At 50.4% G+C, this 14,818-nt stretch carries 17 protein-coding genes; all 17 read left to right on the top strand.

The annotated features are described in order from the left end of the window. Positions 1–745: 745 nt before the first annotated feature. The 17 genes from dsrA to Q7V48_00545 all read left to right on the top strand — a co-directional run bounded on the left by dsrA (position 746) and on the right by Q7V48_00545 (position 14,627). Positions 746–1,942: a dissimilatory-type sulfite reductase subunit alpha gene (gene dsrA / locus Q7V48_00465; GenBank protein MDO9209217.1), complete on the top strand. Its 1,197-nt coding sequence runs from the start codon at positions 746–748 to the stop codon at positions 1,940–1,942. Positions 1,943–1,944: 2 nt separating this feature from the next. Next, positions 1,945–3,006, top strand: a complete 1,062-nt coding sequence (dsrB, locus tag Q7V48_00470) for a dissimilatory-type sulfite reductase subunit beta (GenBank protein MDO9209218.1) — start codon at positions 1,945–1,947, stop codon at positions 3,004–3,006. Between the two features lie 2 nt (positions 3,007–3,008). Beyond that, positions 3,009–3,233, top strand: coding sequence for a dissimilatory sulfite reductase D family protein (locus Q7V48_00475; GenBank protein MDO9209219.1), 225 nt, complete (start codon positions 3,009–3,011; stop codon positions 3,231–3,233). 9 nt (positions 3,234–3,242) lie between these two features. After that, complete coding sequence (locus tag Q7V48_00480) at positions 3,243–4,673, top strand: cobyrinate a,c-diamide synthase (GenBank protein ID MDO9209220.1); 1,431 nt, start codon at positions 3,243–3,245, stop codon at positions 4,671–4,673. A 5-nt stretch (positions 4,674–4,678) separates the two neighbouring features. Further along, the gene (locus tag Q7V48_00485; GenBank protein ID MDO9209221.1) at positions 4,679–5,497 is read left to right on the top strand and encodes a nitrilase-related carbon-nitrogen hydrolase; all 819 of its coding nucleotides are present in this window, start codon (positions 4,679–4,681) and stop codon (positions 5,495–5,497) included. 224 nt (positions 5,498–5,721) lie between these two features. Further along, positions 5,722–6,042 carry a TusE/DsrC/DsvC family sulfur relay protein gene (locus Q7V48_00490; protein MDO9209222.1) on the top strand — a complete coding sequence of 107 codons (321 nt, stop codon included), beginning with the start codon at positions 5,722–5,724 and terminating at the stop codon, positions 6,040–6,042. A 237-nt stretch (positions 6,043–6,279) separates the two neighbouring features. Next, entirely contained in the window at positions 6,280–6,858 is a 579-nt protein-coding gene (locus tag Q7V48_00495) for an RsbRD N-terminal domain-containing protein (protein ID MDO9209223.1), read from the top strand. 15 nt (positions 6,859–6,873) lie between these two features. Then, positions 6,874–7,863, top strand: a complete 990-nt coding sequence (gene dsrM, locus Q7V48_00500; GenBank protein ID MDO9209224.1) for a sulfate reduction electron transfer complex DsrMKJOP subunit DsrM — start codon at positions 6,874–6,876, stop codon at positions 7,861–7,863. Positions 7,864–7,871: 8 nt separating this feature from the next. Next, a complete protein-coding gene (locus tag Q7V48_00505; protein ID MDO9209225.1) occupies positions 7,872–9,488 on the top strand; it encodes a (Fe-S)-binding protein in 1,617 nt (538 codons plus the stop codon). Continuing rightward, entirely contained in the window at positions 9,481–9,879 is a 399-nt protein-coding gene (gene dsrJ, locus Q7V48_00510; GenBank protein ID MDO9209226.1) for a sulfate reduction electron transfer complex DsrMKJOP subunit DsrJ, read from the top strand. Before Q7V48_00505 ends, dsrJ begins: the two co-directional genes overlap by 8 nt. After that, complete coding sequence (locus tag Q7V48_00515; GenBank protein ID MDO9209227.1) at positions 9,876–10,646, top strand: 4Fe-4S dicluster domain-containing protein; 771 nt, start codon at positions 9,876–9,878, stop codon at positions 10,644–10,646. The genes dsrJ and Q7V48_00515 overlap by 4 nt, the downstream gene beginning before the upstream one ends. Before the next feature lie 7 nt (positions 10,647–10,653). Further along, positions 10,654–11,811: an NrfD/PsrC family molybdoenzyme membrane anchor subunit gene (gene nrfD, locus Q7V48_00520; protein ID MDO9209228.1), complete on the top strand. Its 1,158-nt coding sequence runs from the start codon at positions 10,654–10,656 to the stop codon at positions 11,809–11,811. A gap of 317 nt (positions 11,812–12,128) precedes the next feature. Then, the gene (locus tag Q7V48_00525) at positions 12,129–12,362 is read left to right on the top strand and encodes a type II toxin-antitoxin system prevent-host-death family antitoxin (protein MDO9209229.1); all 234 of its coding nucleotides are present in this window, start codon (positions 12,129–12,131) and stop codon (positions 12,360–12,362) included. After that, positions 12,362–12,787 carry a type II toxin-antitoxin system VapC family toxin gene (locus tag Q7V48_00530; protein ID MDO9209230.1) on the top strand — a complete coding sequence of 142 codons (426 nt, stop codon included), beginning with the start codon at positions 12,362–12,364 and terminating at the stop codon, positions 12,785–12,787. The genes Q7V48_00525 and Q7V48_00530 overlap by 1 nt, the downstream gene beginning before the upstream one ends. A 185-nt stretch (positions 12,788–12,972) precedes the next feature. Beyond that, complete coding sequence (locus tag Q7V48_00535) at positions 12,973–13,881, top strand: site-specific DNA-methyltransferase (GenBank protein ID MDO9209231.1); 909 nt, start codon at positions 12,973–12,975, stop codon at positions 13,879–13,881. Between the two features lie 427 nt (positions 13,882–14,308). After that, the gene (locus Q7V48_00540; protein ID MDO9209232.1) at positions 14,309–14,455 is read left to right on the top strand and encodes a hypothetical protein; all 147 of its coding nucleotides are present in this window, start codon (positions 14,309–14,311) and stop codon (positions 14,453–14,455) included. Then, positions 14,433–14,627 carry a type II toxin-antitoxin system Phd/YefM family antitoxin gene (locus tag Q7V48_00545; protein MDO9209233.1) on the top strand — a complete coding sequence of 65 codons (195 nt, stop codon included), beginning with the start codon at positions 14,433–14,435 and terminating at the stop codon, positions 14,625–14,627. The genes Q7V48_00540 and Q7V48_00545 overlap by 23 nt, the downstream gene beginning before the upstream one ends. Positions 14,628–14,818: the final 191 nt, after the last annotated feature.

Consider the following 14,818-nt stretch of genomic DNA (forward strand, 5'->3'; position numbering starts at 1 on the left):
GGAGGGCAGCGGGAAAATAAGGCGAAGAAACTCTCTCTCGATTTTCGCGCGGTGACCTGCCCCCTGGGACTCATGCTGGATGCCAAGCAGCGGGCGATCAAACGGGAATTGGGGGGAAAAAATAAAGCTTCCCGTGTTTAATATTAAGCAGTTGTTGGGGATTGCTATGGGAGTTGATCACAAAAAATTGGGTTGGCACCGGCTGATCACATCACCAGGGCCTTTCTGCGAAAATTATCAAAAACCTCTTGACTTAGAGAGGGTTAGTCAACCATAATGAAAATGGGATTTTCGCTCTGCCCATAGGATCTTTAAAGCAAATACGTTCACATCCGCAATTTTAAATAGGGCTAATTTTTCTTCTGAAGATACAGTGAAAAGTCCACCGGTTTAATGGACCTTCTGCCTGATCGTTGATGGGCGCCTTCTGGACACCCCTCTAATTTAATTGGATAGGAATTTTCTTGTTGGACACAGATGAACGCAGATTTTCTGGATATTAAAAACAAAAAAGATTCACAAAAAATATATATCTGCGTTTATCTGCGAAAATCTGTGTCCCAATAAATTTTCTTATTTTTTTGGTTTATAATGGACTTAAGGAAATATCCTTCTTATAGAGATCAAAAGGGATGGATATAGGATATAAAAATTTTAAGGAGGTGACCAAGTTTTTAAAGGATTCTGGACATAGTAAAGGATTTTTTTCAGTGCGTGATTGAAATAAAAAATGGAGGAGAAAGAGATGGCTAAATCAGAAACCCCTCTATTGGATGAGTTGGAAAAGGGGCCGTGGCCGAGCTTCGTGAAAGACATTAAGCAGGCTGCGGAAAAGAAACCCATGGCCCGGGATCTCTTGGGCCAGCTCGAGCTTTCCTACAAGGAAAAGATCGGGCACTGGAAGCATGGGGGAATCGTGGGGGTCAAGGGATACGGTGGGGGCGTGATCGGAAGATACTCGGACCGGCCCGACCTGTTCCCTGGCGTGGAACACTTCCACACCTTGCGGGTGAATCATCCGACGGGATGGTTTTATACCACGAAGGCTCTACGGGCCCTATGCGACGTTTGGGATAAGCATGGAAGCGGGTTGACCAACATGCATGGGTCCACCGGGGACATTATTCTTTTGGGAACCAAAACGGAGAATCTTCAGCCCTGCTTTGATGACCTTTCGGATGCCGGTTTTGATTTAGGGGGATCCGGGTCGGCCCTCCGGACGCCCAGCGCCTGCGTGGGACCGGGCCGCTGTGAGTGGGCCTGCATCGACAGCCTGGATATTTGTTACAACCTTACCATGGAATTCCAGGACCAGATTCACCGGCCCATGTTTCCCTACAAGTTCAAGATTAAGGTTTCAGCCTGCGCCAATGATTGCGTGGCGGCCATCGCCCGGGCGGATTTTTCGATTATTGGAACCTGGATGGGGAAGATTCAAATTGATGCCCAAGAGGTTAAGGCCTACGCAGCCTCCGGTCTGAACATACGGGAAGAGGTCACGGACCTTTGTCCGACGAAATGTATGAACTGGGATGAAGGGAAGAAAGAGCTCAAGATCGAAGATGGGGACTGTACCCGCTGCATGCACTGCATCAACCTGATGCCCAAGGCCCTGCGGCAGGGGAAAGAAAAAGGCGCTTCCATACTGGTCGGAGGCAAAGCCCCCATTCTGCAGGGCGCTCTTCTCTCTACGCTGATCGTGCCCTTCATGAAACTGGAACCCCCGTATAAGGAATTGAAAGAACTGATCCGGAAAATTCAGGATTGGTGGGATGAGAACGGAAAATCCAGGGAAAGACTGGGGGAGTTGATCAACCGGGTGGGTATGCGGACTTTCCTCAAGGCCGTTGGACTGAAGCCGATTCCGCAGATGGTCAAATCCCCTCGGACGAACCCTTATATATTCTTCTGGCCCGAAGAGATCAAGAAGGAGGTAAAATAAGCATGGCCAAGACTGATATCGGACCGCCGAACTATAAAAACTTTCTGCCCCCCGTCATTCAGAAGAATTATGGAAAATGGAAACATCATGAAATCCTCAAACCGGGCCTCCTGAAACATGTGGCCGAATCCGGAGATGAACTTTATACGGTTCGCGTGGGCTCTGGAAGACTCTTGAGCACCGACCATATCCGGGAGATTTGTGAAATCGCCGATAAATACTGCGATGGTTACCTGCGCTTTACCAGCCGCCACAACGTGGAATTCCTTTTAACCGATAAAAACAGGGTAGATGCTCTCATTGCTGAGCTCAAGAGCAAAAACTATCCCGTAGGTGGAACGGGGCACTCCATAACCAATATCGTTCATACGCAGGGATGGGTTCATTGCCACACCCCAGCCACAGATGCCTCCGGACCCGTGAAGGCGGTCATGGATGAGCTCTATGATTATTTTGTTACCATGAAACTACCTGCCCATGTACGAATTGCCCTGGCCTGCTGTTTGAATATGTGCGGCGCCGTACACTGTTCGGACATTGCCATCCTGGGAATTCACCGGACCGTCCCCAAGCCGGATCATTCCCGGGTACCGAATGTTTGCGAGATTCCCACCACCATAGCGTCCTGTCCAACCGGAGCCATCCGTCCGGACCCCAAGACCAAGAGCGTGGTCATCAATGAAGAAAAGTGCATGTACTGCGGCAACTGCTACACCGTGTGCCCAGCTCTCCCCCTGGCGGACGCGGAAAATGACGGGATCTCCATCTGGGTCGGAGGCAAGGTGTCCAATGCTCGCAGCGCTCCTATGTTTTCCAAATTAGTCATCCCCTACCTGCCCAACAACCCGCCGCGATGGCCGGAGACGGTAGCGGCGGTTAAGAATATTGTGGAGATCTACGCCAAGCAGGGACGCAAGCATGAACGCATGGGGGAATGGATTGACCGGGTTGGTTGGGAAAGGTTCTTCCGCTTGACAGGAATTGAATTCACCGACAAGCACATCGATGATTTTACCCTGGCTCCGAATACCTTCCGAACCACTACCCAATTCAAGTGGGGTTGAAAATGAGCGCCGAGACCAAAGAAAAAGTACTGGAGTTTTTTCGGGAGAAATCCAAAGGGGACAAGAAAAAATATTACATAAAGGATGTCGTCAAGGGGCTCCCCAATGAAGACCGCCATGCCGTTCAGGGGGCGGTGAAGGAACTCCTGGATGAAGAAACCCTGAAATACTGGTCCAGCGGCAGCACGACCTATCTCATGCTAGCCGAGTATTTTCCCAAAGAGTAGCCTGAGAAGATGACCGAGTATTTGCCTCGGCTGGTTATGGCAGCTTTGCGGGGGGGAGCGGGGAAGACCACGCTCTCCCTCGGAATGGCTGCGGCCTGGAGGAAACGGGGTAAGAAGGTAGCTCCGTTTAAAAAAGGACCGGATTATATAGATGCCGCCTGGCTTTCGCTGGCCGCTGGGCAGCTATGCCACAACCTGGATTTATTCTTAATGGGACGCCAGGAGGTTCTGCGGTCCTTTGAGCGGAATACGTGGACCGCGGACATTGCTCTGATCGAGGGGAACCGGGGACTTTATGACGGGATGGATGCCGCAGGAAGCCAAAGCACAGCCGAGCTGGCCAAGCTTTTGGACGCACCCGTCATCCTGATCCTGGACTGCGACAAGGTGACCCGGACGGCTGCAGCCATGACCTTGGGTTGTCAGAAATTTGACCCCGGCGTGGACATTAAAGGCGTGATTATGAACCGGGTGGCCCGCAGCCGGCAGGAAGAAATTTTGCGGCGTTCTATTGAACAATCCTGCCACCTGCCAGTTTTGGGGGCCGTGCCCAGGATGGAAAATTTTCCATTTCCCGAAAGACATCTGGGGTTGACCCCTCCGCAAGAACATGTCTGGGTTCAAAAAGCGCTGGGCAAGGCGATTGAAGTTGCTGAAAAATACCTGGACCTGGAGCAACTTTGGGGGATTGCCGGGAAAGCTTCTCTCAGGGTTCCGCGCATTGCAGGGATCCAAGAAAAGAGAACTTTTCCCGTCGGGGCGGGAAGAGGCTCGGGTGGACCGGTCATCGGAGTGGTGAAGGATTCTGCCTTCCAATTTTATTATCCGGAAAACCTGCAGGCCCTCGCCAACCACGGGGCGACCGTAATCGAAATTAGCCCTATGAGGGAAAAGAAGCTCCCGCCGGTGGATGCGCTGTACATTGGGGGAGGATTTCCGGAAATGCATGCGCAGCGCTTAGCTGCCAACGTTCGTTTTCGTAATTCTCTCCGCCAAGCTGTAGAAAATGGGTTGCCGGTCTACGCCGAATGCGGCGGGTTAATGTACCTGGGAGAAAGCTTGATCATAGGCGGCCAGAACTTTCCGATGGTTGGAGCCTTACCGGTTGCTTTTCAAATGGAGAAACGTCCGCAAGGACATGGGTATACCCTTTTAGAAGTGGAAAAAGAGAATCCCTTCTTTCCGGTGGGGTTCGTTTTGAAAGGCCATGAGTTTCATTACTCACGCCTCCTTTGGTTACATGAGGGCGAGGCCGGTCTCGCCTTTAAGGTGAAGCGGGGAGCAGGTATTGATGGTAAAAGGGACGGGCTCTACCGCAAGAATGTATTAGCAACTTATTCCCACGTTCATGCCCTGGGAACGGCGGAGTGGGGTTATGCCCTGGTGGAGAAAGCCAGAGGTTATCGCCTAAGCGAAAAGATCGCGATGGCGGTGGTTTGAGGGAAATGGAAGACGTCAAAGTAGCCGCAGTGGTGATGCAATCTGCACTGGGGAAGAAAGAAGAGAACCTGGCCCACATGGAATCCTTCGTGTGCCGGGCAGCGGATCAGGGAGTGCAGATCATCTGTTTCCCCGAAATGAACATCAGCGGTTATGGCCTCCGCCAGAACATGACGGCCATCGCGGAAAGCATCCCCGGACCCATTACCGAGGCTGTCTTAAAGATGGCCAGAGAGAACGGCCTCTTGATTCTGGCCGGCTTGGCCGAAAGAGGATCAGAAGGGGAAATCTTTATCAGCCATTTCGCCGCCAGCCCGGAGGGATTACTGGGTGTTTATCGTAAGCTCCATTTAGGTCCACCGGAAGAAGGGATTTACCGACCTGGGCAGGCCTGGCCCATTTTTCAATACCAAAGATGTGCTTTTGGTATCGAACTCTGCTTCGATGCCCATTTTCCCGAGCTCAGCACGATGCTGGCGTTAAAGGGAGCAGAGATTATTTTTATTCCTCATGCTTCCCCGCGGGAATCATCCGAAGAAAAAAAAGAACGCTGGCTTCGTTACCTGGCTGCGCGAGCTTATGACAACAGCGTCTTTATTGTCGCCTGTAATCAAACGGGAGAAACGGAGTCAGGTTTGGCTTTCACGGGGACGGCCCTCGTTTTAAATCCCCGGGGGGAATTGATAGCGGCGAACGGCGGCGGAGAAGAGGGAATCATCACGGCCGATCTGAAAGAAATTGTTTTAAGGAAAGTGAGGGAGAATCCCCAAGGATTCTTTTTAAACCGGCGCCGCCCGTCGCTTTATAAGGAGTTGGCAGTTTAGCCAAAAAGAATTCAGAAGTCAGAAACTGGGTAGGCGCAATTCATTCTCCTGATTTCTGAATTCAATTGTATAGGAAATTCCTTTTTGGACACGGATGTACACAGAAAATCGCTTAGCGCTATGCGCATAGCGTCTTTTTTGTTTCTGCGGTTATCTGCGTAAATCTGCGTCCTATTAAATTTAATAGTTTCAATTATCAATACCAAAAGGAGGAGGATGAAAGAATGCCCACAGTTGAGTTAGCAGGAAAATCTTACGATGTCGATGAGGATGGTTTCCTCCAAGAATTAGACAAATGGAATGAGAATTTCGCCCTGGCGTACGCCAAGGAAGAAGGAATTGAAGGTTCGCTCACGGAAGAGCATTGGAAAGTCATCAATTATCTGAGAAATTATTACCAACAATTCGGCATCGCGCCGATGATTCGCAAGCTTTGTAAAGAAACCGGGTTTGAATTAAAGAAAATCTACCAACTCTTTCCTTCAGGACCTGCCAAGGGGGCCTGCAAATTGGCCGGCCTCGCTAAACCCACGGGTTGTGTTTGATCGCTGAATCTGCAAAGAAAGCAGAGGCGGGTATTATCCCGCCTCTTTGTCTTAGTGGACTCGGACTCACTGCGAATCGGAACAATCCCGCGGATGTTTTTCTCTTCCAGGAGTCGGAGGACAATATTTATAAACGGCTCGCCCGGCTCATCCGGAATTCCCTCGAGTGGACTTCGGAAAAGGACATCGACATCATAAAGGAGGCTGCTGCAGGGACGTAAGTCTTGGAGTCCAAGGATGACCATCGCCGGTGAGGAAAATATGAATCTGAAGGACCTTTTATTTCAGAAAAAATTACCCATTTTGACCCAATGGTTCGAGGAGGTCCTGAGTACCTATCCGGCGGATTCTCAAAATTTTATAAAAGAAAAGGGGAACCGCTTTGCCAACCCGGTAGGCGCCACGATCGGAGAATCCCTTGAAGGATTGTATGGGGAGCTCCTGCGGGGTTGGGAGGAAGAAAAAGTTTACCCTTTTCTCGACCCCATCATCCGAATGCGGGCCGTTCAGCAACTTTCTCCATCCCAGGCCATCTCCTTTATCCCCTCTATCAAAAAAATCGTTAGCCTTGAGTTAGCAAAGGAAATCCAGCGAAACCACCTCGTTGGGGAGTTTCAGGAATTTGCGGCTGAGGTGGATCGATTGACTCTTCTCTCCTTCGACAGGTATATGAGCTGCCGGGAGAAGGTCTACGAAATCAAAATCCAAGAGTTGAAAAACTCGTCGGAAAAGGTTTGGCAAAGAATCCGTATGATCTATGAGCAACAGGATAAGAAGGTGGATTATATGACCAACAACATAGACTCTTCAAAGTGAAGTGGGGAAGGCCCTATGAATGTATGGTTTTCCCTCCTTGCCGTCATCATTCTTGTTCTGATACCTCTCGGGGCGGTGGGAGGGGCCAGCTTGGGTTATCTTTTCGGAATCGTCATCCCCTACACCGCCTTTGGTGCTTTCCTTTGCGGATTTATCTATCGCGTTTTTCAGTGGGGAAGATCTCCCGTCCCTTTTCGTATCCCGACAACTTGCGGGCAGCAGAAATCTTTACCGTGGATCAAGGCCAGTTTTTTCGATAACCCCTCCAACGGGGTGGGAGTATTCGGCAGGATGGCTCTGGAGATCCTTCTTTTCCGTTCCCTGTTCCGGAATACCAAGGTTGAATTGATGGGGCAACGGCCCGTTTATGGAGGGGCGAAATGGCTCTGGCTGGCCGGACTGACCTTTCACTGGTCATTTCTCTTCGTCCTCTTGCGCCACCTGAGGTTTTTTACCACGCCCATGCCTTCTTGGGTGGATATATTAACGAAGATGGACGGGTTTTTTGAAGTCGGCGTGCCCACGCTTTTCCTCACGGATGCCGCCCTTTTGCTGGCTGTGGCTTACCTTTTTTTGCGAAGAGTGGTTATCCCCCAGCTGCGTTACATTTCCCTTCCCGCGGACTATTTCCCCCTTTTTCTGATCCTGGGCGTGGTTCTTTCCGGCATCCTCATGCGCCATTTTTATAAAGTGGATCTTTTCCGGGTAAAAGAGTTGGCCAGCGGATGGTTCCGTTTTACGCCGGTTGTTCCGGATGGGATTGGGCTTCCCTTTTATGTCCACCTTTTTCTGGTCTGCGTTTTGCTGGCCTACTTTCCCATGAGCAAATTGATGCACATGGGAGGGGTTTTTCTCAGCCCCACAAGAAACCTGGCCAATAACAGCCGCACGCGCAGGCACATCAATCCCTGGAATTACCCGGTGAAGGTCCACACCTACGAAGAATATGAAGATGAATTCCGGGACAAGATGAAAGCGGCCGGGTTGCCTGTGGAGAAGGAGTAAGTATGTCGTTGGCCAAAATTCTTAAACCCGACGAACTCACCCAAATCAATTTTGAGCCGCCCCGAACAGGTTGGATGAATACTCCCGTTGAATTCAGGCCGGGTACCTGGTGTTATTCGGCAGCCCCTAAAAACCTTAAATACCTCGATCTTCCCAACCCCAGGGAATGGCAGCCATCCGATGCCGATTGGAAATTGCCGGCCAACTGGAAAGAAATCATTTTGGAAGGGTTCAAAGAACGGCTGGAGAAATACCGTTCCTTCCGGCTTTTTATGGATATTTGCGTCCGGTGCGGGGCCTGCGCGGATAAGTGCCATTTTTTTATCGGTTCCGGAGACCCTAAAAATATGCCCGTCCTCCGCGCTGAACTCCTGCGCTCGGTTTACCGCCGCTACTTCACAACCTCGGGCAAGATAATGGGGAAACTCGGCGGAGCTCGGGAGCTCACGGTCGATGTGCTGAAGGAGTGGTTCTACTATTTCTATCAATGCACCGCATGCCGCCGCTGTTCGGTCTTCTGCCCCTACGGCATCGATCAGGCAGAGATCACGATGATCGGAAGGGAGCTGCTCAACCTGGTGGGCTGCAACATCAACTGGATTATTGAACCGGCGGCCAATTGCTTTCGGACGGGAAATCATCTCGGCCTTCAACCCCACGCCATCAAAGATATGTTGGATTTTTTCGCCGACGATATCGAGGATCGAACGGGGATCCGGGTCGAGGTCCCCATCAACAAAAAAGGTGCGGAGATCCTTTTTGTCACGCCATCCGGCGATCTGTTCGCCGACCCCGGCACCTTTACCTGCATGGGGTACCTGATGCTCTTTCACGAAATCGGATTGGATTATACCTGGAGTACCTATGCCTCCGAGGGGGGAAACTTCGGCCTATTCTCTTCTCACGAGTTGATGAAGCGGCTCAATGCCAAGATATATGACGAAGCCAGGAGATTAGGGGTGAAATGGATTCTGGGCGGAGAATGCGGCCATATGTGGCGAGTCCTCCATCAATACATGGACACGATGAATGGGCCGGCGGATTTTCTCGAAGAACCGGTCTCCCCACTGACGGGCACAAAGTTCGAGAATGCCAGGTCCACCAAGATGGTCCATATCACGGAATTTACCGCCGACCTGATCCGGCATAACCAATTGCAATTGGATCCGAGCAGGAATGATCGCCTGAAGGTCACTTTCCACGATTCCTGTAACCCTGCCCGGGCCATGGGATTATTTGAAGAACCGCGGTATGTCATCAAGAAGGTGTGTAACCATTTTTATGAAATGCCGGAAAATACCATCCGGGAGCAAACTTTCTGTTGTGGGGGAGGGGCCGGCCTGGGTACAGATGAAAACATGGAAATGAGGATGAGGGGAGGCTTTCCCCGGGCCAATGCTGTAAAGTTTGTCCAAGAAAAACACGGGGTGAACCGGTTGGCCTGCATCTGCGCGATTGACCGGGCCACTTTGCATTCCCTGATGGAGTATTGGGTTCCCGGGGTAGAAGTCACCGGCGTTCATGAGATGGTAGCCAATGCCCTGATGATGAAAGGAGAAAAAGAGAGGACAACCGATTTACGCGGTCAGCCCCTGCAAAAGATGGAGGGATCTGAGGATGTATGATGCTGGAAAAATCATCACCGGGCTGCTGATCGGCATTGGTTTGGTATCCTTTCCTTTCTGGTATAACCAGGGTAAAGCCGCTCCTCCGCCCGAACTGAAGATGGACACGCCGGTAATCCAGCAGATGAAGGAAAAGCAGTGCATAGAGCCTACCCCTTACATGAGAGCGAATCATATGGAGCTGATCGATTCCTGGAGAAATGCGGTTGTTCGTGAAGGCGGCCGCCTTTATGTGGCCTCCGACGGGAAGAAGTATCTGATGAGTCTTTCCAATACGTGCCTACACTGCCACTCCAACAAGGATAAATTTTGTGACCGCTGCCATAGCTATACCGGGGTCTCTCCGGCCTGTTGGAGTTGTCATGTCGTCCCCAAGGAGATGAAGGGATGAAAAGCAGCCGGAGAACATTTTTAAAAATAACCGGACTTTCCTTAATGGGCTGGGGAGCCAAGCCGGTGCTGGAGGTCCTGGCCAGGAATGAATCCTCCAAGATCCTCAAGCCTCCGGAAGCCCTGAAAGCCAAACGATGGGCCATGGTGATAAACTCACGGAGATGTCCCCACGGCTGTACGGATTGCATCCAAGCCTGCCACAATATCCATAATGTTCCAGATTTCGGCAACGAGAAGGATGAGATTAAATGGATATGGCATGAGCGGTTTGGGGATGCTTTTCCGGGCCAAGAACATCCTTACATCCAGGCCGGTGTCAAGGAGAGACCGGTCCTTGTCCTCTGCAATCATTGCGAAAATCCTCCCTGTGTCCGGGTGTGTCCTACGCAGGCGACCTTCAAGCGCGCAGAGGACGGAATCGTCATGATGGATTATCATCGATGCATTGGATGCCGCTTCTGCATCGCCGGATGCCCCTATGGAGCCCGATCCATGAATTATCGAGACCCCCGGCCTTTTATCAAGAAAATCAACCCCGCTTTTCCGACCCGGACCAAAGGAGTTGTGGAGAAGTGCAATTTCTGCGTAGAGAGATTGGCCGCAGGACTTCTCCCGGCCTGCGTGGTAGCCTGCAAAGAAAAGGCTCTGTTTTTCGGCGACCTGGGCAACCCGGATTCCGATGTGCGCAAGCTTCTCCGGGCTCATTTCACCATTCGCCGCAAGCCGGAACTGGGGACTCAGCCTCAGGTTTATTATATCGTGTGAGGAAGAGATGCTCGAAAAGGTACTCATTGGAAGTCGGAGATATTGGAGTTGGATAGCCTTTTTAGTTCTTTTTATCGGGGTGGGAGTTTTTTATTATCTGCGCCAGCTGGACTACGGATTGGGTATTACGGGCATGAGCCGGAACGTGACCTGGGCGCTTTATATCGCCCAGTTTACCTTTTTGGTCGGGGTCGCGGCCTCGGCGGTGATGGTCGTCCTGCCTTATTATCTGCATAATTATAAAGCCTTCGGGAAGATCACCATTCTGGGTGAGTTTTTGGCTGTTGCCTCCGTGATGATGTGTCTAATGTTCATTATCGTGGACCTCGGCCAACCGGCCCGGGCCTTCAACTTATTGATTTACCCCACTCCCAGTTCTATCCTCTTCTGGGACATGATAGTTCTCAACGGTTATCTCCTTTTGAATATCGTGATTGGTTGGACGGTGTTGGCTTGCGAAAAAAAGTCCGTTCCCCCGCCCCGTTGGGTCAAACCCCTGATTTACATCTCTATTCCCTGGGCCATCAGTATCCATACGGTAACGGCCTTCATCTATGCCGGTCTCCCGGGGAGGAGTTTCTGGCTGACCGCCATCATGGCTCCCCGTTTTCTGGCTTCGGCCTTTGCTTCCGGACCGGCGCTCCTGATCCTGCTTTGCCTCATTTTGAGAAAATTCACCCGGTTCGATACCGGAAAAGAGCCGGTGCAAACGCTGGCCAAGATTGTTACCTATGCTTTGGTGATCAGTATATTTTTGGTGGGCATGGAAATCTTTACGGTCTTTTACAGTCAAATTCCGGAGCACATGAAACATTTCCAATACCTTTTTGCCGGATTGGAAGGGCACCGGGCCCTGGTTCCCTGGATGTGGGCTTCTGTTTTTCTGGCCGGAGCCGCTCTGATTCTTTTAATAAACCCGCGCACCCGTAAGAATGAGAGTCTCTTAGCCGTAGCCTGCGTGGCTGTATTTGGATCGCTGTGGATTGAAAAGGGATTGGGTCTGGTGGTGACGGGTTTCATCCCTTCGCCCTTAGGAAAAATTACGGAATATTATCCTACGGGGCCCGAGGTACTTATCACCCTGGGAGTCTGGGCCATGGGTTTCTTCATCCTCACGGTTCTTTATAAGGTGGCCATCTCCGTCAAAGAGGAGATAGAGGCTTAGACGATTCTTGGAGGAAGCTTCTCGCGAGCATTTTCTGGACCCGATTCAGGCCTGGAAGATCGCCGGCCAGCCCCCAACCAACCACCGAAGTATTCGCCTACATAAAACACAAGACTCTTTAGAACCTCAGCACAAACTGCGAAATCAAGATCCCTGAAAGGGCCAGCCTTAAAAGCCAAAAATATCCCCTCTCCCTGTTATTTTTCCCCCTCGCCAAACTTTTAACCCTCGACATCCAGGTAATTTTTAGTGGACACTTTATTTACTTTGGTGTACACTGCAATTGAAGTTTTTGTTGATCAAAGGAGAGAGGGGCTATGGAAATAAGTGTGAAAGAGGCCCGAAGCAAATTTAGATCGATCCTCGATCAAGTGCAGGAAGGAGACGAAGTGATCATTCGTCGCCGAGGAAAGGAAATCGCCCGTCTCGTGCCGCCCAGAGGTGAGGGAAAACGTTTACCGGCCTTAAAAAGTTTTCGAGCCGGGATTCGAATCAAGGGAGAATCTTTGAGCGTAGTTGTAAAACGCGGAAGGACCGAGGAACGTTATTGATGTTCTACATCGATACCAGTGTGATCGTGGCGTATTATTATCCGGAGCCGTTGAGTGAAAAGGCCGAGGCCTTTCTTATGGCCCATTTGCGCCCGGCAATCAGCACCTTAACCGAGGTGGAAATGTTTTCGGCGCTTTCAAGGAAGATTCGGGAGGGCCAGCTATCCCGCAAGGATGCCGCCAGAATTGTCGCTAAATTTCTCAGCCATGTGGATGGTCATTTTTACACCCACCTTTTTGTTGAACCGCATCATTATCGATTGGCCAGAGACTGGATTGGGCTTTTTAATACAAACTTAAAAACGCTCGATGCTTTACATTTGGCGATTGCTCATTTGGAAGGTTTGACCTTTGTAACCGCCGATCAGGGACTTGCGGAATCGGCCAAGGTCCTCACTCTGGAGGCCGTGGTGCTGAAAAAGTGAAACTTTGCCGAATGCCTACCTCTTGCCCCCTGGAATTCAGTCTTATCTCCATGCATAGCCAAAGAATTTAGTATTGGGTCCCCCGAATTTGCGATTGCTCTTAAAGCAGTGATTGACAGGTTCCATTAAAAGGCGTAAATTTCTTTCAATAATAAACAGGGGAAGGTAATTGTTTTCGCGGCTAAATGTTGACTACCTTTCACAGACTTATTAATGGCGATGCAAGGGATTTGTCCTTCCTGGATGATGAGTCCGTTCACCTCATCGTTACTTCTCCGCCGTACTGGAATCTCAAAAGATACCAGGAGAATCCCGATCAATTAGGGCATATCCAGGATTACGAGGCATTTCTGAATGAGCTGGAAAAGGTATGGAGGCATGTTTTTCGTGTCCTTGTCCCCGGGGGACGGTTGGTGTGTGTGGTGGGGGATGTCTGTGTGGCCAGACGTGATTTCGGACGACACCTCGTATTTCCCCTCCACGCCGACATCTGTGTGATTTGCCGGCGGATGGGCTTCGACAACCTAAATCCCATCGTCTGGCATAAGATCTCCAATGCCTCATATGAAGTGGCCAACGGGTCGAAGTTTTTGGGCAAGCCGTATGAACCCAACGCCATCATCAAGAACGACATGGAGTTCATCCTCATGCAGCGCAAACCAGGAGGATACCGGAAGCCGTCTGATTCACAGCGCCAAGCAAGCAAGATCTCCAAGGATGAGTTCAATCAATGGTTTCAGCAAATCTGGAATATCCCCGGAGCATCAACGAAACAACATCCCGCCCCGTTTCCAATGGAACTCGCGACCCGTCTCGTCCGCATGTTTTCTTTTACAGGTGACACCGTACTCGACCCGTTTTGCGGATCTGGTACGACAATGATCGCTGCTCTCAGAACAGGCCGGAACAGCATCGGTGTTGAAATCGAGCCGGAGTATTGCCGGATGGCAGCACGGTATTTGAAGGCCGAAAACCCCGACCTCTTTTCCAGTTCAAAGCTGATCTTTGAGAGGGCGACCACAGAGCGCGCGTGCCTTGTCAAAGAAGATCATGAGCTTTACGAGGTCCGCCCGGCGAAGAATAAATTGGATTAGGTCGGGAAGGTGGGGAGCATATTGCCTATCGCCCATTGCCAGCTGCCAATATCCCTTTGTGCGTTGTTTTTGCCTTTCGGTTCTTCCTATTGCCCATAACCCATGGCCCATAGCCGAAATATTTCTTGATTTATTTTTTGTTTTGATATATTTTCCTATTTGTATATCCAAAAGGCTTACTACTCTCGAATAAGCGGAGGGGCTTATGTGGGCCATTTAAACCCCGTTTCTGGAAAAGAGGCGGGGTTTTTTGTTTGAAGAAACTCATCGCACATAAATTAATGGCTTCAATTCATAAGATGTAACGAGAAATTAAAAGTTGTTTAGAACCTACGGTTACCCCGTACCGCAACGTTCCCAGTTGATGTGGCGATAAGGAAAGAGAAGCAAGGGATAAATTGAAGGTTTTGAGCAACGTCCCCTATTTTTGTATCGGCTGCGCGCCGAGAACCTGCGCATCTTTTATGATGTAACCGAAAAAACCGTTGAAATTTTGGCGATTATTGCCAAGGACGAGGCGGAAAGACGGCTGGAAAAGGTAGGTGAATCCAATGAAGACAGCAGCTTTAAATGAAGTCAAGGATGAATTGTCTAAATATTTGCGCCTGGCCGCGAAAGAAGATGTCATTATTACCCGGCATGGAAAGCCCGCCGGCATTTTGATAGGCTTTGCTTCGGAAGACGATTGGTTTGATTATCGGCTGGAGCACGACCCTCGCTTCCTGGCGCGGGTTGAACGTGCATAAAGCATCCGCTCAGGACGGGGAATCAAATTCGAAGACATCAAAATATAGCCAGAGCATCTCCGTCGGCTGTCCTTTCCCGGTAACGACCAAATTTCGGCGCAAGAAAGGATACTCGACCCAGGCGAATTGCGGTATAATATTTTTGGCACAGATTTACCAGGAGGTCTAGAAATGGCAAATACCTACACCGC

The organism is Deltaproteobacteria bacterium (genome assembly GCA_030654105.1).
Lineage (GTDB): Bacteria > Desulfobacterota > SM23-61 > SM23-61 > SM23-61 > JAHJQK01.